The 14,400-nt window shown below is 62.1% G+C and carries 9 protein-coding genes and 1 pseudogene; 4 read left to right on the top strand and 6 right to left on the bottom strand.

Annotated elements, in window-relative coordinates:
* Positions 1-36: 36 nt before the first annotated feature.
* The 3 genes from AB4N92_RS27435 to AB4N92_RS27425 form a co-directional block, all read right to left on the bottom strand.
* Positions 37-957, bottom strand: coding sequence for a bifunctional helix-turn-helix transcriptional regulator/GNAT family N-acetyltransferase (locus AB4N92_RS27435; protein WP_236267057.1), 921 nt, complete (start codon positions 955-957; stop codon positions 37-39).
* Positions 958-1,027: 70 nt separating this feature from the next.
* Positions 1,028-2,320 carry a PQQ-dependent sugar dehydrogenase gene (locus AB4N92_RS27430; RefSeq protein ID WP_021493002.1) on the bottom strand — a complete coding sequence of 431 codons (1,293 nt, stop codon included), beginning with the start codon at positions 2,318-2,320 and terminating at the stop codon, positions 1,028-1,030.
* On the bottom strand, positions 2,317-2,730 hold the full coding sequence (locus AB4N92_RS27425; RefSeq protein WP_236267058.1) for a DUF2231 domain-containing protein: 414 nt from the start codon (positions 2,728-2,730) through the stop codon (positions 2,317-2,319). The genes AB4N92_RS27430 and AB4N92_RS27425 overlap by 4 nt, the downstream gene beginning before the upstream one ends.
* Before the next feature lie 172 nt (positions 2,731-2,902).
* Here AB4N92_RS27425 and AB4N92_RS27420 point away from each other — a divergent pair, with 172 nt between their 5' ends.
* Both AB4N92_RS27420 and AB4N92_RS27415 read left to right on the top strand, forming a co-directional pair.
* Positions 2,903-3,934, top strand: coding sequence for a UV damage endonuclease UvsE (locus AB4N92_RS27420; RefSeq protein ID WP_042572270.1), 1,032 nt, complete (start codon positions 2,903-2,905; stop codon positions 3,932-3,934).
* A 103-nt stretch (positions 3,935-4,037) separates the two neighbouring features.
* The gene (locus AB4N92_RS27415) at positions 4,038-4,814 is read left to right on the top strand and encodes a nucleotidyltransferase domain-containing protein (protein WP_236267059.1); all 777 of its coding nucleotides are present in this window, start codon (positions 4,038-4,040) and stop codon (positions 4,812-4,814) included.
* A 40-nt stretch (positions 4,815-4,854) separates the two neighbouring features.
* On the opposite strand, the gene AB4N92_RS27410 is transcribed toward AB4N92_RS27415, so the two are convergent.
* The 3 genes and pseudogenes from AB4N92_RS27410 to AB4N92_RS27400 all read right to left on the bottom strand — a co-directional run bounded on the left by AB4N92_RS27410 (position 4,855) and on the right by AB4N92_RS27400 (position 10,918).
* Positions 4,855-5,559 carry a methyl-accepting chemotaxis protein gene (locus tag AB4N92_RS27410; RefSeq protein ID WP_422393862.1) on the bottom strand — a complete coding sequence of 235 codons (705 nt, stop codon included), beginning with the start codon at positions 5,557-5,559 and terminating at the stop codon, positions 4,855-4,857.
* Between the two features lie 198 nt (positions 5,560-5,757).
* Positions 5,758-6,594, bottom strand: a pseudogene (locus AB4N92_RS27405) (cache domain-containing protein); the annotation flags it as partial.
* Positions 6,595-6,943: 349 nt separating this feature from the next.
* Positions 6,944-10,918 (bottom strand): bifunctional nitrate reductase/sulfite reductase flavoprotein subunit alpha, encoded by a 3,975-nt coding sequence (locus AB4N92_RS27400; protein ID WP_236267060.1) that lies wholly within the window; start codon positions 10,916-10,918, stop codon positions 6,944-6,946.
* 576 nt (positions 10,919-11,494) lie between these two features.
* Here AB4N92_RS27400 and nirB point away from each other — a divergent pair.
* Together nirB and nirD are read left to right on the top strand one after the other, a co-directional pair.
* On the top strand, positions 11,495-14,035 hold the full coding sequence (nirB, locus tag AB4N92_RS27395) for a nitrite reductase large subunit NirB (RefSeq protein ID WP_460128793.1): 2,541 nt from the start codon (positions 11,495-11,497) through the stop codon (positions 14,033-14,035).
* Positions 14,035-14,397 (top strand): nitrite reductase small subunit NirD, encoded by a 363-nt coding sequence (gene nirD, locus AB4N92_RS27390; RefSeq protein WP_010210145.1) that lies wholly within the window; start codon positions 14,035-14,037, stop codon positions 14,395-14,397. The genes nirB and nirD overlap by 1 nt, the downstream gene beginning before the upstream one ends.
* Positions 14,398-14,400 lie beyond the last annotated feature (3 nt).

Raw genomic sequence — 14,400 nt, 5'->3', positions numbered from 1 at the left:
GTCCGATGTCCCGCGCCGCAACGGCGCGGGCCTCTTTCACAACGCACGGGCCCAGGTCTGGCTGACCAGGGATTTGCCGAAGCTGTCCATCGTTTCTTCCTCGACCAATTCGAACCCGGCTTTCTGATAGAGCTTGCGCGCATCGCTGAGGACGTCCACCGTCCACAGCTGCATGCGCTGGTAGCCGACCTGCCGGGCAAAGCGTACGCACTCATCCACCAGCCGTTGGCCGATACCCATGCCCCGCGCGCTGGCATCCACGTAAAGCATGCGCAGCTTGGCCGTGGTGTCGTCGTGGCGGATCACGAACACCGAACCCACCACTTCAGCGTCTTTTTCCGCGATCCAGCAACGCTCGCAGGTGGGATCAAACGCCCTCAGGTATTTGGCGACAGTTTCCGCCACCAGCGCTTCGAACTCCCAGTTCCAACCGTATTCACGGGCATACAACGCGGTTTGTTGCTGCACCACCACGCCCATGTCGCCGGGTTGAGGATCGCGCAGCAGGTAGTTGGGCGCCGTGCCTTGCAGCAGGGCCTGGATGCGTTTCATGGCGTCGGTGAGTTGCCGCTGTTGTGGTTCAGGCAAGTTCTCGAGCAGGGTGATGACTTCGTTCTGGGTCTGCTGTTCCAGGGGCTTCAGCACCGCACGGCCGTGGTCGGTGAGATGCAGTTGCACCGCCCGTGCATCGGTAGCGGAGCGGACTTTCTGGATCAGGCCCTTCTTTTCGAAGCCACTGGTCAATCGGCTCAAGTAGCCCGCGTCGAGGCTGAGCATCTGACACAGGTCCGCGCTGGTGAGATCGCCGCGGGTAGACAATTCGTACATCACGCGGATTTCGGTGAGCGAATAGTCGCTTTGCAGCAGGTGTTCCTGCAGTACGCCGATCTGGTGGGTGTAGAAGCGATTGAAACTGCGCACGATGCCGGCGCGTTCGACAAGCAAGGAAGTGGACATGCTGAAATGCTCGAATAGTTGCCTGAAGCAATTATATTGTTGCTTCAGGCAACCATGTCAAACGGTTTGCTTAGCGGTTACGTGTCACCCGCCAAATGGTATTGGCCAAGTCATCGGCGATGATCAGCGCACCTTTTGGATCCACCGTCACGCCGACCGGGCGCCCACGGGTCTTGCCGTCGTCGCCGCGAAAGCCGGTGGCGAAGTCGATCGGCTCGCCGGACGGTTTGCCGTTGCTGAACGGCACAAAGATCACTTTGTAGCCCACCGGGTTGTCGCGGTTCCAACTGCCGTGTTCACCGACGAATACGCCGTCTGCGAACTGCTCGCCCATTTCCGGGATAGAGAAGTCCACGCCAAGGGCTGCCACGTGGGAGCCCAGGCTGTAATCCGGCTTGATCGCGGCGGCAACCTTGGCCGGGTTCTGTGGCTGGGCGCGCGGGTCGACATTCTGGCCCCAGTAGCTGTACGGCCAGCCGTAGAACGCGCCTTCACGCACGGAGGTCAGGTAGTCCGGCACCAGGTCGGGGCCCAGTTCGTCGCGTTCGTTCACAACGGTCCACAGTTGGCCGGTGCCAGGCTGCAGGGTCAGCGCTGTCGGGTTGCGCAGGCCCGTTGCATAAGGCTTGTGCGCGCCGGTCGCGGCGTCGATCTGCCAGACCATCGCGCGATCGATCTCCACTTCCATGCCACGTTCGGTGATGTTGCTGTTGGAGCCGATACCCACGTAGAGCTGGCTGCCGTCAGCACTCACCGCCAGGGACTTGGTCCAGTGGTGGTTGATCTGCGCCGGCAGGTCGGTGACCTTGGTGGGTGGGCCAGCGGCCTTGGTCTGGCCGTCGGCGTAGTCGAAACTCACCAGTGCATCCTGGTTGGCCACGTAGAGCTTGCCGTTGGCAAATGCCAGGCCGTATGGCGCGTTGAGGTTTTCGGCGAACACGGTCTTGAGTTCATACGTGCCGTCACCATCGGCGTCACGCAGCAACGTCAGGCGGTTGCCGCTCTTGACCTTGGTGTTGCCTTCGGCCTTGATCAGGCTGGCGATCACATCCTTGGGCTTGAGCTTGGCCGCGCTGCCGCCACGGCCTTCGGCAACGAGGATGTCGCCGTTGGGCAGCACCAGGGTCTGGCGCGGGATGGCCAGGTCAGTGGCGATGGCGGTGACGCTGTAGCCTTGCGGCACCTTGGGTTTCTGCTCGCCCCAGGGGGCGGGCTCGGCAATCTTCATGCTGGGTAGCAGGCTGCTTTGCTGTTCCGGCAACTTGGGGTCGGGGCCGCGAGCCTGGGTCTTGTCGCCTTCACCACCACATGCGGTCAGCAGCAGCGCAGCGCTTAATAGGGTCAGGGTGCTGGACGTTTTCATTTAACACCTCCCGAGCGCAGGCCGGTCCAGGTGGCCGCCAACGCCAGCAGCAAGACAATGGCCGACAGGATCAGGCCGCCGGGCATCGAAGCGTAGGCGTCCTTGGCGTGTTGAAAGGCATTGACCAGGCCGAGTATCCAGGTGGCCAGCAGCAACAGGACATATCGTGTGGGTTGCCCGGCCTTGCGTTCGGCACGGAGCAGGTTGACCAGCGCAAACAAAAACGCAAAGCCTGCGAATACCAGTGCACCGGCAATCAGCCAGGCCGAAAAGTTGGCCCATTGAATCTGGTAGGTCTGGGTGTAAGCAATGTCGCTGAGCAAGGCACCGAGAAACAACGGCACGGTGCCGGCGAGCAAGGTCGCATGCAGCGGCCCGGGTGCGTATCGGTAGGCGGGAAGGGTAGTCATAGGGGGGCGGCTCCTTGTTGTACAACGCCCCTGGACGGGGCAGCGCATAAGAAGTGAACGCAGCGTGTGTGAGAAAGTTCAGCGTGAAACGTTTCGAAATAGTGGGAACCCTCTAGGGCGGCGCCGGCCTAACGCCGTATCATTCCATTCTTTGCTTTCGCCAGGCGACTCCATGACCCACCCCCGCATCGGCTTTGCGTGCCAGTACCGACATCCCGAGCGCCTGCTGTCCGCCAGTGCCCTGAAGTTGATCGAGGGCCCCTTCAATCCGCGCACCACCACGTTGCGCTGGATGGACAGCGTCACGCCGCAAGTGGCCCGCGACAAGCTGGTGGAAGTGGTCACTCACAACCTGGCCGCCCAATTGCGCTTGCTGGCCTATGTCGCCGAACTGCCGCCGACCTTGCGCATGCTGCGCCTGAGCAGCGATTTGCTGCCGTTTTACAGCCACCCAAAAGTCGCCGCCGTGTACACAGACCCGGCCATCGAGCGTCAATTGGAGGAAGGCTTCGCGGCCATTGGCGAGCTGGCGCGTGCGTCGGATATCCGCCTGTCGTTCCACCCCGGCCAGTACTGCGTGCTCGGTTCGGAGAACCCCGGTGTGGTGGAAAACAGCCTGGCCGAGTTTGAATACCACGCCGACATGATCCGCATGATGGGCTACGGCCGGCGCTTCCAGGACCTCAAATGCAACGTGCATATCGCCGGTCGCCTGGGTGTGGAAGGCACCCGCGCGGTGTGGGCGCGGCTGTCGGAAGTGGCGCGCAACTGCATCACCTTCGAGAACGACGAAAAAACCTATGGCCTCGACCATTGCCTGCAAGTTGCCGACCTGGCGCCGGTGGTGCTGGATATCCATCATTGCTGGATCAATGAAAACGAGTACATCGACCCGCACTCGGAACGGGTCGCCCGCGTGATTGAAAGCTGGCGCGGCGTGCGCCCTACCATGCATTACTCTCAGCCCCAGGAAGTCTTGCAGGCGCTCGGTTTCGACGCCGAGCACAAACTGGAAATGGATGCGCTGTTGAAGGTGGTCGCCAAGCGCGACCTATACGCCCACAGCGCGCAAATGTGGAACCGCTGGACCAACGACTACGCGCTGCAGTTTTTCGATCGCTTCGACATCATGCTGGAGTCCAAGGACAAGAATGTGGCAGCGTGGGCGTTTTATGAGCATTTCAAGCGACGTTCAGTTCAGTGAGGGAGCCTACAACCATGCCAACCCTGCAGCTATTGTGCGGCAAGATCGCCTCGGGCCAATCAACGTTCGCGTGGGAGGAGGGGGGGATTGAGGTGCTTCGTTCGTGAGTGCAACGCATTTTAACGGCGTCGACGCCGAAGGTTTTGTCCTCACAATCCCAGAAACGCCCGTGCAGAGCGAGTTTCAGTCATTGCTTGAAGATGCCTGCACCACGCTCTCGCACGAAGAGCTGGGAGTGCAGGGCATCTACCTCTATGGCAGTGTGGCGCGCGGTGATGCCGTCCCTGGTGTTTCCGATCTTGATCTCACGCTGGTGCTGCGCGAGTCGCCGACTTCACAGGTACTCGAACGGTTGGAAGTAATCCGGCGGGATCTGGAGCGGCGGCATTCGCAAGTCACCAAGGTCGATTTCGATATTGGCAGCCGTGGGGAAGTAGTGGCGGCCGAAAACCTGAACAGCTGGGGATTCTGGCTCAAGCACCATTGCCGATGTGTATGGGGTGAGGACCTTGCGCTGCACGTTGAGCGGTTTCGGCCTTCCGTGGAAATTGCCTTGGCCATGAACGGTGACTTCGAAAAGGTTTTGACCGACTACCTCACACGCATCGCAGGCGCCGACAGCGAATTGGAGCGGCTTCGCTGGCAGCGTGAGGCGTCACGCAAGCTGATCAGGGCGACCCATGTATTCCGTTCGCCCGATGCGGCTACGTGGCCGCAGACACTCGAAGAGCACGTTGCGCTGTTCGTCCAGGGGCATCCGACGATGATGATTCAGGTGGCGTTCTTCCTGTTTGAAGCCCGCAACCCGAGTGCCGATGGTGAAAAATTCTCAGCCCGACTTCAGGCCTTTCTGAGCTGGATGGTTTCACAGCGAGCGTAGTGCTACGGGTGCTCGCTGGTATAACCAAACCACACGGGTCCTACGACTTGAACCGTCCCACCAGCCCATTCAACTCATCCGAGAGGTTGGACAACCGCCCCGAATCGTCCTGCGCCGAGTTGGCCAGGCTTTCCACCAGGCGGGCCTCGTCGTAGATCTGCTGGATGTGCCGATTGATCTCTTCCGCCACGCTGTGTTGTTCCTCGGCGGCGGCGGAGATCTGCAGGTTCTGGTCGCGGATTTCGTTGACCGACGTCTGGATGCCTTCAAAGCTGTCCCGCGCGCTTTCGATGGACGACACACTGGCCCGCGACAGGTCCAGGCAACTGCCCATCTTTTGCGTGACTTCCTGGGTCTTGTTTTCCAGGGTGCCGAGCAGTTGTTCGATTTCGCCGGTGGAGTCGGAGGTGCGTTTGGCCAGGGCGCGTACTTCGTCGGCCACCACCGCAAAACCACGGCCCTGATCACCGGCACGGGCGGCCTCGATAGCCGCGTTGAGCGCCAGCAGGTTGGTCTGTTCGGCAATCGCACGGATGGTGCCGAGGATCTGGTTGATGCTGCGGCTGCCGGCTTCCAGTTCGACCATGGCCTGGGATGATTCCGTCAGGCGGCGCCCCAGGCGGTTGACGTTATCGGTGGTGACTTCGATCTGCTGCTTGCCCTCGGCCACGCGACGGTGCCCGTTCTCGGCGGATTCCGCCGCGCCGCTGCAGGACCGTGCGACTTCGTTGGCAGTGGCGACCATCTCGTTGAACGCAGTGGATACAAGCTCGACCGCCTCACGCTGGCGTCCGGCCGCCTCATTCATATTGTGCGCCACCTCACTGTTGACCTTGGAGGCGTTCTGCAAATTGGCCGAGGCCGCGCCGATGTGTTGGATCAGTTGACGGATCGCCGCGAGAAACTTGTTGAACCAGCCCGCGAGTTCGGCGGTTTCATCCTTGCCCTGGACCTGCAGTTCGTGGCGCAAGTCGCCTTCACCCTGGGCAATGGACTGCAAGCCGGTGCTGACCTGCCCGATAGGCTTGACGATAACCTTGGAGAAGGCCGCCGCGATCAGTCCGAAGATCAGCACCAGCACACCGACAATAAGGGCGGTGAGGTAGGTCATGCGTGTGGCTTCGGCCATGACTTCACGGTGTTCGATCAGCCCGATATAACGCCAGCCCAGACCGGGGGACGTCCACACGTTGGCCATGTAGTGCACGCCGTCGATCACCACGTCAGTGGAGCCCTGTGGTGTCTCGGCCAACTGTGCATAGGCCGCGCCCAGGTCCTTGAGCGGCTTGAAATTGTGCGCGGCGTTGCGCGGGTCCACCAGCACCACGCCGTCTTCGACCAGCATCACGTAGCCGCTTTCGCCCAACTTGATGCTCTTGACCAGTTCGGTGAGGTTTTTCAGCGAGACGCTGACCACGAATACGCCCTTGGCCTTGCCGTTTTCCAGCAGGGCGCGCGCGGTGCCCACCAGGGCGACGTCGTCTTTGTCGTAGTAATACGCGGGGGTGCGCACGGTCTTGCCGGGGCTGGCCATGGCTGCTTTGTACCAGGGCCGGGTGCGCGGGTCGTACTTGGCCAGTTGCGGGTCATCCGGCCATTTGGCGTAGGTGCCGTCTTCCAGGCCGATGGACAGGATCGCTGCTGCTGGGTGTGTGGCGCCATAGCGCGCGAAGCGCTCGATCACCGTTTGCGCTTCGGCGGGCATGGGCTGGCTGGCCGCGTCCGCGGGCTGATAGTTCTTCAGTGTGTTGACGGAGGTGTATACAGAATCGGTGGCCATCTGATCGACGTTCTGCAGCGTGCCGTCGAAGAATTGGCGGATGTTGCCATCGATCTGGCGGATTTCCCGGGTGCTGCCGTCGATGAACTGATCCACCGCTTCGGTTCGTGCGTTCATGACTGAAATCACGGCCACCAGGCTTACCGGAATGAAAGCAACCGAGACAAAGGCGAGTACCAGCTTATTTTTTATTTTCATCGAGACGACCATCAGCGTGAAGGGCGGCCAAATCGTCGCGCGCCTGTATCAGGTTTGCGGCGATTTGCTATCACTGCTGTTTCGGCCCGTAGCCGGTAAATCTTTAGGGTTTTTTGTACACAATACAAAGTGCTTATTGTTCTGTATCCAATCAGTACACATCACGCAAATAACGCTTCTGCTCACTCAGCTGACGCCAGTAATCCACGGCACCCTCAACGCCAAGCCCGCCGTGGGTTTGCGCGACGTGGCGCAGGGCCTGGTCGACATCTTTCGCCATATGGCTGGCATCGCCGCAGATGTACAGCTTGGCGCCATCCTGCAACCAGCGCCACAGCTCGGCACCCTGTTCGCGGATGCGGTCCTGCACGTAGACCTTTTGCGCCTGGTCGCGGGAAAACGCCAGGCTCAAATGGCTGAGCAGGCCGTCGCGTTGCATGCCTTGCAGTTCATCCTGGTAGTAGAAATCACTGGCCGCGTGCTGTTCGCCGAAAAACAACCAGTTGCGACCCTGATGACCCAGCGCGCGACGCTCCTGCAAGAACGCACGGAATGGGGCGATTCCTGTACCGGGGCCAATCATGATCATCGGCACGTCGCCGTCAGTGGGTGTGCGGAAGTGTTTGGAGGGCTGCACGAACAGCGGCACTTCGCCGTCGCCGACACGGTCGGCCAGGAAGGTCGAGGACACACCCTTACGCTTGCCATACCGCACGGCAGCCACGGTGAGGTGCACTTCATGGGGGTGGGCCTTGGCGCTTGATGCGATTGAATACAGGCGCGGTTGCAGGCGTTTGAGCGTGCCCAGCAGCTCATCCGCCGAACACTCGATGGGGTATTCCTGTAGCACATCCGCCAGTTGCCGGCCCCACAGCCAGTCATTCAGTTCGGCCTTATGTTCGGGGTTGAGCAAGTGCTTGAGGCCAGGGTTGGCGCTGCGCTCGGCGATGAAGGCGAGGGTGTCGCTGCTGGGCCGGGCGATTTCGAAGTGCTGAGTGAGGGCCTGTTGCAGGGGCACGTCGCCGAACGTGTCGAGGTTCACGCAGGTACTGGCCTTCAAGCGGGTGAGGTCGAGCAGTTCGTTGACCAGTTCGGGGCAGTTGCGTGGCCGTACGCCCAGCGCATCACCGGCTTCATAAGTCAGCCCGGAGTCGGCTAGGTCCAGGGCGAACTGGCGGGTTTCCTTGTGGGCGCTCAGCGGGTTGAGCTGGCGGTTAAGCAGCAGGCGTGAACCATACAGCTTGGTTTTACCCGCGGGTGTGGCGAGTGCGACGGGTTTTGCCGGGGCGAGGGTTTGCTGGAAGCGCACTAGCCAGGCATCGGCCAGCGCTTCAAATTCGGTATCGCAGTCGACGCGTTCCAGCAGGCGGGTGGCGCCCAGTTCCAGCAGGCGTTGGTCGAGTTGTTTGCCGTGGTTGCAGAACTGGTCGTAATTCGGATCGCCCAGGGCCAGCACCGCGAAGCGCAGCGACTCCAGGCGCGTCTCGGCGGTGCTGAGGCTGTGCCAGAAACCTTCACCATTGTCCGGTGGGTCGCCGTCGCCAAAGGTGCTGCTGATCAGCGCCAGGGTGTGGGTGCTCGCCAGTTTGCTCGCCGGGAAGTCCGACATCGCGCTCAGTTCCACGCTGATACCCGCGTCGCGCAGGCGCTTGGCAAAACGTTCGGCCAAGGCCTCGGCGTTGCCGGTTTGCGAGGCCCACAACAAGGTGACGGCCGGGGAGGGGGTTGCGAGGGATTCTGTAGGGCTGAACAGTGCGCCGAGCAAGCCGTTCAGCCACAGCCGCGAGGCATCCGCCAATGGCGCATTCGTGGGCATGGCCGGGATGCCGACGGCCTGGCGTGCGGCGTTGGCTTGCAGGCCGCTGAGGAAGCCAGCGAGGTAGGTGCGCTCACTGTCGCTCAGTGGCGGCGCAGACAGGTGGCGGATGCCGGCGATTTCGGCGAAGGCGTCGAGGCGCGACATGGCGGTGTCCTCAGCTACGGGGGAAGGGCGGTCGAGGGACTGCAGGCCGATCAGCTCAACGCGGGCCAGGGCGACGGCGCAGCATTTGAACTCCGGTTGCAAGGAGATCGGGTCGACGGCGTCGTTGGTCACCGCGTTGATCGCCAGGTTGTCGCCGAACACATCGTTCCAATGGAAGGGCGCAAAGCAGTTGCCTGGCTGCACGCGGTCGGTGATCACGGCGGGCAGCACCGCGTGGCCGCGGCGGGAACGTATTTCAACCCGGTCCTTGTCTTTGATGCCCAGGCGGGCGGCGTCTTCGGCGTGCAATTCGACGAAGGGGCCGGGGTTGAGTTTGTTCAGGGTGGCGACCTTGCCGGTCTTGGTCAGGGTGTGCCATTGGTGCTGCACACGGCCGGTATTGAGTACAAAGGGGAACGCCTCATCGGGCAGTTCCGCCGGCGGCATATGGGGTCGGGCGAGGAACTGGGCTTTGCCGTTGTCGGTGGCGAAGGTGACGGGGCCTTTGTCCACGTAGCGGATCGGGTTGCGGTCCGCTGCAGTGTCCGATGCGCAGGGCCATTGCAGCGGCTTCTCACGCAGGCGCGGGTAGCTCGCGCCGCGAATGTCGTAGCCGGTCTTGGGGTTCCAGGCGCGTTTGATTTCCTCAAACACCTCGGACGCCGAGGCGTAAGTGAAGGCCTCGGCAAAACCCATCTCACTGGCGACCCTGGCGATGATCTGCCAGTCGGGCAAGGTTTCGCCGGGGGCGTCGACGGCCTTTTGCATCAATGTCAGGTTGCGCTCGGAGTTGATCATCACCCCTTCGGCCTCGGCCCATAGCGCGCCGGGCAACAGGATATCGGCGTAACGGTTGGTCTCGGTGTCGAGAAAGGCGTCCTGGGTGATCACCAGCTCGGCGGTTTGCAGGCCCTTGATGACGGTTTGCCGATTGGGCACGCTGGCGACCGGGTTGGTGCAGATGATCCAGCAGGCCTTGATCTGCCCGGCGGCCATCTGTTCGAACATCGCCACGGTGCCAGCCCCGGCCTGGCGCGGCAGGCTGTCAGGGGGGATCTGCCACAAGTCCTCGATAAAGGCGCGGTCGGCCTCGACCAGCACCGAACGTTGCCCCGGTAACCCAGGGCCCATGTAGCCCATTTCGCGCCCGCCCATGGCGTTGGGTTGACCGGTGAGGGAAAACGGCCCGCTGCCTGGTCGGCAAATGGCGCCGGTGGCCAGGTGCAGGTTGCACAGGGCGTTGGTGTTCCAGGTGCCGTGGGTACTCTGGTTGAGGCCCATGGTCCAGCAGCTCATCCACTCCGCGGCCTGGCCGATCCAGTCGGCGGCTTGGCGGATATCCGCTTCGGCCAGGCCGGTGATCACGGCGACGTGCTCTGGCGAATAGTCCTCCAGGAACGCGGGCATCGCCTCCCAGCCGTCGGTGAAGGCGGCGATAAAGGCAGGGTCGGTGTGGCCGTTTTTCACCAGCAGATGCAGCAAGCCATTGAGCAGCGCAAGGTCGGTGCCGGGTTTGATCGGCAGGAACAGGTTGGCCTTGTCCGCCGTGGCATTGCGCCGTGGGTCGACTACGATCAGCTTCGCCCCGGCCTTGACCCGGTCCATCATGCGCAGGAACAGGATGGGGTGACAGTCAGCCATGTTTGCGCCGATCACGAAGAACAGGTCGGCCCGATCGAAATCTTCATAGGACCCTGGCGGGCCGTCGGCGCCGAGGGAGAGTTTGTAGCCACTGCCGGCGCTGGCCATGCACAGCCGAGAGTTGGACTCGATGTGGTGGGTGCGTACGAAGCCCTTGGCCAATTTGTTGATCAGGTACTGGGCTTCCAGCGACATCTGCCCTGACACATAGAATGCCAATGCCTGCGGCCCGTGCGTGTCGAGGATGTGGCGCAGGCGGCGCGCGGTTTCGCTGATGGCTTTGTCTATGCCGATGCGCACCGGGTCATGCTCCCGGGCCTGGCGGACATATGCGTTTTCCATGCGGCCGGAGTCGGCGATGGCTTGCCCGCAGGTGGTGCCCTTGGTGCACAGCCGGCCGAAGTTGGTGGGGTGGGCCGTGTCGCCGATCACCTTGACCACGTTATTGTTTTCTACCTGCATGACGATGCCGCAGCCCACGCCACAATAGGGACACACACTGCGTATGCTCTGATTGGCCATCTAAAACCTGCGTAAACAAAAAAGGCGCCTTGCAACCCTCCGTTGAGAACGGGGATTACACGGCGCCTTTGTCGTGAGAGGGCAGTCAGCGTTGACTGCTCGGTTGGGGTGTTCCTAGCAAGTCACGCGCCAGGTTGTCCAAGGCGCGGTTTGTTGAGGAACGCGGCCTGTCGTGATGAGCGGGCCTGCCCCGCACCGGGCTGCGCAGCAACACTCCTGAGACCGAGGCGCGGGGCAAGTCCGCGCACCCCAGAAAACGGTTCGGCAGAGGATGGGGTGTGCACATTTATGAAGCGGGGCGCACCAGTTGGAGGCGCCGCGGGCGGTGTTTTAGCGTGGGTTGTCGACGCCAGCGGCGTTGCAGCGGGGTATCCGACGGCTTGGCACAGACCCTGCAAGCTCCCCCACAACCCACTTCGGTCAACGACGATCGACACCAGGGGCAATAGCGGAGAATCCGGCGCAGTCGCCTGATCCGAACCCGCATAAGAACAGGCAAAGACGCCTGGAACCGCAAGGTTTCAGGCGTTTTTTTTTGCTTTTTTAAACCGTGATGAGCTTTGTCGGGTGCTTTATATGAACAATCTCAAAACCTTGATCGTCGTCGGCAATGGCATGGTCGGCCACCACTGTGTGGCGCAATTGATCGAGCGCGGCGCACTGGATCACTACCGTTTGCATGTGTTCAGCGAGGAGCCGATGCGCGCCTATGACCGGGTGCATCTGTCCGAATATTTCAGCGGGCGCGACGCCGAGTCGTTGGCCTTGTCCGACGCCTCGTTGTACCAGACGCCGGGTGTAACCCTGCATCTCGGCGTGCCGGTGTTGGAGATTGACCGCGCCCGCTGCGAGGTGATTACCGCTGACGGCTGCGTCGCCTATGACAAGCTGGTGCTGGCCACCGGCTCCTATCCGTTCGTGCCACCTATCGACGGCGCCGACGGTGATTCACGACTGGTGTATCGCACCCTTGAAGACTTGGACGCGATCCGCAAGGCCGCTGCCAATGCGCGGCGCGGCGTGGTGGTGGGCGGAGGACTGCTGGGCCTGGAAGCTGCCAACGCGCTGAAAAGCCTGGGCCTTGAAGCCCATGTGGTGGAGTTCGCGCCGCGCTTGATGCCGGTGCAACTCGACGACTTTGGCGGCCTGGCGCTTAAGGCGCAGATCGAGCGGTTGGGCGTGGGGGTGCATTTGTCGCGCGCCACCCAATCCATCAGTGCGGGCGAGCACTACCGTTACCGCATGAATTTTGCCAATGACGAGTTCCTCGAAACCGACCTGATCGTGTTCTCCGCGGGCATCCGCGCCCAGGACGCGTTGGCGCGGCAGGCGGGCCTGGACATCGGCCCGCGCGCCGGCGTGGTAATCAATGATGAGTGCCTGAGTTGCGACCCGAACATCTACGCAATTGGTGAGTGCGCCTCTTGGAACGGCAGCCTGTTCGGCCTGGTCGCACCGGGCTACCAGATGGCCCGAGGCGTCGCTGCGCTGCTCTGCAAGCAGACCGCCGAGCCGTTTGTGGGTGCCGACATGTCGACCAAACTCAAGTTACTCGGCGTGGACGTGGGTTCTATCGGCGACGCCCATGCCCACACCCCCGGCGCCCGCAGCTATCAGTTCATCGACGAAGCCAGCGCCAGCTATCGACGCCTGGTGGTGGATGCCTCGGGCAAGCAGGTGATCGGCGCCGTATTGGTGGGCGACAACAGCTACTACGACACCCTGCTGCAATACATGCAGAACGGCATCGCACTGCCATCCGAACCGGCCAGCCTGATCCTGCCATCCGCCGCCGGCGCGCCGACCCTGGGCCCTGGCGCGTTGCCGGAATCGGCCACCGTGTGCTCTTGCCATAACGTCACCAAAGGCGCGATCTGCTCGGCCATCGACAGCGGCTGCAGCGACCTCGGCCTGCTCAAATCCCAGACAAAAGCCTGCACCGGTTGCGGTGGCTGCGCCGGGTTGCTCAAGCAAGTGTTCGAGCATGAGCTGATTGCGCGTGGGGTCAGCGTCGACAAGAGCCTGTGCGAACATTTCGCCTATACCCGGCAGGAGTTGTACGCCCTGGTGCGCGTGGAAGGCATCATTACCTTCGACGAACTGCTGGCCAAACACGGCCGTGGCCATACCGGTTGCGACGTGTGCAAACCGGCGGTGGGTTCGATCCTGGCCTCGTGCTGGAACCAGCCGATCATGGATGCGTCCCTGGTGCCGTTGCAGGATACCAACGACACGTTCATGGCCAACATGCAGAAGAACGGCACCTACTCGGTGGTGCCGCGTATTCCGGGCGGCGAGATCACCGCGGATAAACTCATTGTGATCGGCGAAGTGGCGAAGAAATACGAGCTCTATACCAAGATCACCGGCGGCCAGCGTATCGACCTGTTTGGGGCGCAACTGCACGAACTGCCGGATATCTGGAGCGAACTGATCGCCGCCGGGTTTGAAACCGGGCATGCCTACGGCAAATCCACGCGCACGGTGAAGTCCTGCGTGGGCAGCACCTGGTGCCGCTACGGCGTGCAGGACAGTGTGAAAATGGCGCTGCAGATCGAAGACCGCTACAAGGGCCTGCGCTCGCCGCACAAACTCAAGTTCGCGGTGTCCGGGTGTACCCGCGAGTGCGCGGAGGCTCAGAGCAAGGACGTCGGCGTAATCGCGACCGAGAAGGGCTGGAACCTCTACATCGCCGGCAACGGTGGCATGCGCCCGCGTCATGCGGAACTGTTCGCCACCGACCTGGACGACGCCACGCTGATCCAATACATCGACCGTTTCCTGATGTTTTACATCCGCACCGCCGACAAGCTGCAACGCACCTCGGTATGGCGCGAAAGCCTGGAAGGCGGCCTGGATTTCCTCAAGGATGTGATCCTGCACGACAGCCTGGGCCTGGGTGCCGAGCTGGAAGCGCAGATGCAACAAGTCGTCGACCGTTACGAATGCGAGTGGGCCAACGCCCTCGCAGACCCGGAAAAACTCAAGCGCTTCCGCACCTTCGTCAACGACAAACGCCCCGACCCGGACATCCACTTCGTCCAGGAACGCGGTCAGCGTCGGCCGATCATGGCGGCCGAACTCAACCTGATTCCCGTCACCGAGGAGATTGCCTGATGAGTCAGCTCAATACCCAACGCAACCTGGCCACCTGGAAACGTGTGTGCAGCGAGTCCGACCTGGTGAGCAATTCCGGCGTGGTGGTGTGGTTGGACGGCGCGCAAGTGGCGCTGTTCTACCTGCCGGGCGCGCAGGACCAGACCTTGTACGCGATTGACAACCATGACCCGGAATCCGGTGCCAATGTTATCGGACGTGGCTTGATCGGCAGTATCAAGGGCGACCTGGTGGTGGCGGCGCCGATCTATAAGCAGCATTACCGCTTGGAAGATGGGCAATGCCTGGAGGCGCCGGACCAGCGCCTGCGGGTGTGGCCGGTGCGGTTGAACGGTGGGGGGGTGGAACTGGCATTGGATTGACGC

The sequence above is a fragment of the Pseudomonas sp. S3_A09 genome (assembly GCF_054668065.1).
This window is presented reverse-complemented; position numbering and strand designations above follow the sequence as displayed.

Coding starts and splice junctions, on each gene's coding strand:
- AB4N92_RS27435 (WP_236267057.1), bottom strand. CDS start 957: ATGTCCACTTCCTTGCTTGTCGAACGCGCCGGCATCGTGCGCAGTTTC.
- AB4N92_RS27430 (WP_021493002.1), bottom strand. CDS start 2,320: ATGAAAACGTCCAGCACCCTGACCCTATTAAGCGCTGCGCTGCTGCTG.
- AB4N92_RS27425 (WP_236267058.1), bottom strand. CDS start 2,730: ATGACTACCCTTCCCGCCTACCGATACGCACCCGGGCCGCTGCATGCG.
- AB4N92_RS27420 (WP_042572270.1), top strand. CDS start 2,903: ATGACCCACCCCCGCATCGGCTTTGCGTGCCAGTACCGACATCCCGAG.
- AB4N92_RS27410 (WP_422393862.1), bottom strand. CDS start 5,559: ATGGTCGCCACTGCCAACGAAGTCGCACGGTCCTGCAGCGGCGCGGCG.
- AB4N92_RS27400 (WP_236267060.1), bottom strand. CDS start 10,918: ATGGCCAATCAGAGCATACGCAGTGTGTGTCCCTATTGTGGCGTGGGC.
- nirB (WP_460128793.1), top strand. CDS start 11,495: ATGAACAATCTCAAAACCTTGATCGTCGTCGGCAATGGCATGGTCGGC.
- nirD (WP_010210145.1), top strand. CDS start 14,035: ATGAGTCAGCTCAATACCCAACGCAACCTGGCCACCTGGAAACGTGTG.